Consider the following 4,088-nt stretch of genomic DNA (forward strand, 5'->3'; position numbering starts at 1 on the left):
TCCAGCCTGACGCCGCGGGAGCGCGACGTGCTGCAATGGCTGGTCGAAGGCAAGTCGAACAAGGTCATCGCCTTCGAGCTGTCCATCAGCCCGCGCACCGTGGAGATCCACCGCGCCCGCGTGATGGAGAAGATGCGCGCCGACAGCCTGCCCTCGCTGGTCCGCATGGCCCTGTCCGCCGGAATCACCCCCAAGGGGGAGTGATTCGGGCCGCCGGGCGGCGCTGGCGGCGACTGATCCACATCAAAACCACGCCCGATAAGGGGAACTCCGTATTCCGGCACCGCCGGTCGGCTTCTATCTTCCCTGTAACGCCCCACGACGGGCGTCATTCCGCGTGATTTCCGATGCTGGAGGCAGTCTTGGCCGAACCGGGCGATAGCATCGTCTACATCGTCGACGACGACGAGCCGGTGCGGGACTCGATGAAGGCGCTGCTCGAAGCCTGTGCCTTCGAAGTGCGCGACTACGCGTCGTGTCAGAGTTTCATGGATCAGTACAACGGCAAGCCGTCGGGCTGCCTCGTCCTCGACCTGCACCTGCCGGTGATGAGCGGGCTGGAGTTCATCGAGCGCTTCGGCGCGAACCTGCACGGCCTGCCCGTCATCATGGTGTCGGGGCGCGGCGATCCCGCGACCTTCGCCCGCGCGCGGGAAGCCGGCGTGACCGCCTTCCTGGAAAAGCCGTTCGAGGAGGACCAGCTCCTTGACGCGGTGCAGCGCCTCCTGCCAGCCTGACCGTCCTTCTCGGTCCTGAGAGGGCCGTCGTTCCCCGGACAGGGTTCGTGAGACACCGTCCGCAGCGGAGCGCGCCCATGGCGTCCGAAGACCCCACCCCCCGCCCCTTGTCCGCGCTGGACGCCGTGCGCAGCCGCCGCAGCGTCCGCGCCTTCACCGCCGAACCGGTGCCGCGCGCCGTGGTGGAGCAGATCCTCGACGCCGCCAGCCGGGCGCCCAGCGGGTCGAACATCCAGCCCTGGAAAGTCCACGCGGTGTCGGGTGCGGCGCGCGAGGCGCTGTCGGCGGACCTGCGCGCCGCCCATTTCGACCCGGCGGACGCCCAGGCCGGGGCGGAATACACCTATTACCCGACCCAGTGGTTCGAGCCCTATCTGGGGCGGCGCCGGAAGATCGGCTGGGACCTCTACGGCCTGCTCGGCATCGCCAAGGGCGACCGGGAGGCGATGGCCCACCAGCACGCCCGCAATTACGACTTCTTCGGCGCCCCGGTCGGGCTGTTCTTCACGATGGACCGGCGGATGGAGCAGGGAAGCTGGCTCGACGTCGGCATGTTCATGGAGAATGTGATGGTGGCGGCGCGGGGCTTCGGGCTGGACACCTGCCCGCAGGCCGCCTTCATCACGTACCACCGCATCGTCCGCCGCCATCTCGACATCCCGGACACCGACATCCTGCTGAGCGGCATGGCGCTGGGCCACGCCGACCCCGACGCGCCGGAAAACCGCCTGGAAACCGAGCGCGCCCCGGTCGCCGACTTCACCCGCTTCCACGGTTTCTGACGCCTCCTCCCAATCCCGGAGGGGGAGAAGGACGCCAAGGGCACGGCCCCCTTGCGTGACGGCGCCGATCCATTTTGACGCCCGGAGGGTTGGGGCGTGTCCACGCCCACCCTCAAACAGAGTTCCACCGGTTCAGCTCTCGCTTTCAGAGAACTCTCGAACGTCTGAATTTGACCCGGGGCGGACCTTCGTTCCATAGAAGCAAAATCATGTTCAGAACTCTACCCATTTAACCTCCGAATTATTCGCGCCACACCCTCAACGATATCTCGTGCTATCTTACCCCCTACAGGTGCAGCTTCATGAATAGCCATATTGCGAACAGTAATCCATCCGCGGATTAGATTATATTCCCGCCCATCGATAAGTCCTTCACGCAAAGCGGCATCAATGAGCGCGCGCAAGGACACCGGACGCCGATAGTTTGTCGAAGATATGTCGACGGCTTTGCTAGATATGAGCTGATATAGTTTAGCTTCAAGCTGAGTAATCGCAGATATTACTGCTGCCGGATACTCGTGTGCCGCCAGCAAGCGCTGAGCCTCACGATCTCGACTTTGTTTTGTTTCTCCTGCAATCATCGTTAAATGCTGGGACAGGTCATTTATGAAGCTTTCAAATGCTTCGTCAGATACTCCATTGCGATGAACGATCGGATAAATTTGAGCTGAAGAAGGAACTTGAGATTGTTCTGAAGCGACTACAATAATAGGCAAGGCGCCGCGCTCTCTGTTCGCAGAGGCATTGCGATTCCTTGCCACGGCAATATCATACTCTGCTCGCGTCCAAGGGGATGCCATTTCCACGACCACTACAGAGGATCGATCTACCAGAGCGTCAATTTTCGCGCTGATATTCTGTCCTGGTGAGATAACATCATCAGCAGTCACAGGAACGAAGCCAATTTCTTCAACTACTGGGAATACACGGCTCCGGTAAAGTGATAGCATTTCAATCGGCAGCGAAAAGAAGCAAAGCCGAGTTGTTGCATCCCGTGGCAAGCTAAGTTCTTGCAAGGGCTCCTCTTCAGTTACTTTGCTAATGGAAATAACATTATCGCGTATGTGCTCCCTCAGTTCCACAAACGCCTCGGAGAGTATAGATCCATACCTACTCTTCTGTCCTGGTAAATTTATAACTTTAACGCCGCGCCTCTCAAATCTTGCAATATCTGAGCTGCTGGCATCAACCATAATTGAGTAAGCCATCCGCCGTGAGCGACCAAGGCGATCACTCACTATCGTCCATATCTGCCGGAAATCAGGATCATCAAGACTGTAGCCGATGAATACAGCCGTGTTCTTGATCAGCAAATTCGCCAAATACGTTGAAATCAGAGGGTAGCGTGCAAGGAAGCCATCGTAATCTTCCTCAGTGGCAACGAGCCGGCTTGGATGCCGCAAATCGCCATGAAGCTTTAGCAACTGTGTACCGGCAGTGTATCCGTTAATTGATAGCTGTTCCTCGTCAATAATTGGGTAGACGTACCGTGGTATGGCATCGTATTGACGCTCAAGCAAAAAATCAAAATTAGTGGTGCATACTACATCAAATGGGATCGAACAAAATGCATGATGAGCTTCTCCCGGCTCCGCTTCCTTTACCAACAACAATTCTGTGAGACGCTCAATTAATTTTGCGCGACCGTATTCGTGTTGGTAGGCAGAGATAGCATCGAGTGTGCCGGCAGAACTGTAATCTGTGAGTTCGCCTGACAAAGCTGTGCCAAGGTCAGGCCACAGGGGCATCCTGGCGGGCGGAGCGACTTTAGCGTTGAGCGACATTCCTGCACCAACGACCGGAAGCCACCGGCCTGCAACAAGGTCATCCAGCAGTGGTTTCGGGAAGTGCTTGAGGTACTTTGCCATATCGACTGCCTAAAATGTTTCCTGCGGCCTCTGCCCAACCCTTTTAAGGTGTTGGTGATGATGAAGCAATATCTCTATCAGTAGCAGGATCTTGTTTCTAATGGGCCCTGAGTTGAAAACCATTAAATTTTCTATCATCTTAGGCTGACCTTGAGAAGCGGATGATAGGGGTTTCGACCGAGGTAGTGGGGCCGCACGCAACACGATAGTAATGCGGAAATCCAGAAATAAAGTTGACGCCAATGTCCGCTTCTGGCGCTGAACCGTCATACGCAACTGGCTACCCAGGGAGCAGCCCTGACCTTTGCAATGTGGCATCCATCCTCCAATCCGACACTCAAGGCACGCACGAGTTGAACGAACGTTCTGCTCCAACGGCGTCGCTCACGCTCGAAAACACGGTTGCGCCACGTTCGCGATGTGCGTTTTCGCACAGGCGTCAGCGGGCCGTGACGGCACTCTCCAGCCGCGCCGCGAAGCGCTGGCCTGACCGTTCCATCCCGGCAGGCTCCGCCCCGCGTCCCGTTTTCTGCGGCTTGGAGTGTTCCGACGATGGCTCTGCTCGATGATCTTGTGGTGCAGACCGCCCTGTTTCCCCTGGTGGTCGGCGTCGCCGCCGTCGGTGTGGTCCGTCTCGCCGGCGGGCGCACGCGGGGTCCCCGGTTGGCGGCGGCGGGTGTTGCCGCCGCCTTCCTGGCGGC

At 58.6% G+C, this 4,088-nt stretch carries 4 protein-coding genes; 3 read left to right on the top strand and 1 reads right to left on the bottom strand.

The window, feature by feature from the left end:
* The 3 genes from GBZ26_RS27805 to GBZ26_RS27815 form a co-directional block, all read left to right on the top strand.
* The coding region (locus GBZ26_RS27805) for a response regulator transcription factor (RefSeq protein ID WP_247884926.1) at positions 1–204 on the top strand (204 nt) is incomplete at its 5' end.
* Positions 205–362: 158 nt separating this feature from the next.
* Positions 363–737 (top strand): response regulator transcription factor, encoded by a 375-nt coding sequence (locus GBZ26_RS27810; RefSeq protein ID WP_051141058.1) that lies wholly within the window; start codon positions 363–365, stop codon positions 735–737.
* Positions 738–814: 77 nt separating this feature from the next.
* Positions 815–1,519, top strand: a complete 705-nt coding sequence (locus tag GBZ26_RS27815; RefSeq protein WP_174441578.1) for a nitroreductase — start codon at positions 815–817, stop codon at positions 1,517–1,519.
* Between the two features lie 221 nt (positions 1,520–1,740).
* On the opposite strand, the gene GBZ26_RS27820 is transcribed toward GBZ26_RS27815, so the two are convergent.
* Positions 1,741–3,387 (bottom strand): SIR2 family NAD-dependent protein deacylase, encoded by a 1,647-nt coding sequence (locus tag GBZ26_RS27820; protein ID WP_174441579.1) that lies wholly within the window; start codon positions 3,385–3,387, stop codon positions 1,741–1,743.
* Positions 3,388–4,088: the final 701 nt, after the last annotated feature.

Source organism: Azospirillum formosense (genome assembly GCF_013340925.1).
GTDB classification, from domain to species: Bacteria; Pseudomonadota; Alphaproteobacteria; order Azospirillales; family Azospirillaceae; genus Azospirillum; species Azospirillum formosense.

What these genes read in the sequence shown, in the direction of transcription:
- GBZ26_RS27820 (WP_174441579.1), bottom strand. Translation starts at nt 3,387, where the DNA reads ATGGCAAAGTACCTCAAGCACTTCCCGAAACCACTGCTGGATGACCTT.
- GBZ26_RS27815 (WP_174441578.1), top strand. Translation starts at nt 815, where the DNA reads ATGGCGTCCGAAGACCCCACCCCCCGCCCCTTGTCCGCGCTGGACGCC.